The sequence below is a fragment of the Halomonas sp. G11 genome (assembly GCF_001663515.1).
Classification (GTDB): domain Bacteria; phylum Pseudomonadota; class Gammaproteobacteria; order Pseudomonadales; family Halomonadaceae; genus Vreelandella.
In genome coordinates, this window is sequence record NZ_LYXG01000036.1 from 1 (window position 1) to 723 (window position 723).

Here is a 723-nt window from a genome sequence, read left to right on the forward strand (position 1 = left end):
ACGGTTGCCGTGCACCGTGTGGTGATCGTCGTTGTCGACCTCGCTGATGCGGTCGTTATTGACCTTCAAGAAGCTGTCGTGGCGGGTCTCTTCAATACGGTCGTTGAGCGTCAGCAGCTCCAGGTCTTTCTGGGCATGGAGCCAGATCTGTTCTTCGCCGGCCTGGTCTTCAAAGCGCAGTTCGTTGAAGCCTTCGGCCTTGTGGCTTTGGGTGCGCAGTACCGTGCGGGTCTTGTGTTCGGGCAATGGATACGGCGCGGTATTCACGGCGTGGTAAGTCCGCCCGGTCACCAGCGGCTGATCGGGGTCGCCTTCCAGAAACGAGACGATGACCTCGTGGCCGATACGGGGAATGGCAATACTGCCGTAGCCGCCGCCTGCCCAGCCCTGGGCAACCCGCACCCAGCAGCTGGCCGTTTCATTCGGCTCGGCATAGCGGTCCCAGGGGAACTGGACCTTGACCCGGCCGTGCTTGTCGCAGTGAATCTCTTCGCCTTCCGGGCCGACCACAAAGGCGACCTGGGGCCCATCGACGCGAGGTTTGGGGTTGGGAGTCGCCCGCCAGGGGGCGTCGCCGGGGATCAGCGTGACCTGGTTGTGGTAGCGGGTCATCCCGTTGGCATCCCCCTGCGTGATGCCATCCTCTTCCAGCGCCTGGGGCTGCTCGCCGTGGTGAAGAACACTGATGGCCTGCCAGTCGCGGTTGAGGCTGTCGGTGTCGTG

The 723-nt window shown here is 63.5% G+C and carries 1 protein-coding gene; it reads right to left on the reverse strand.

Going from position 1 to position 723, the window contains the following annotated elements:
* Positions 1-723 (reverse strand): type VI secretion system tip protein TssI/VgrG (gene tssI, locus ADS46_RS13720; RefSeq protein WP_156524522.1); only part of this gene is annotated, 723 nt, incomplete at both ends.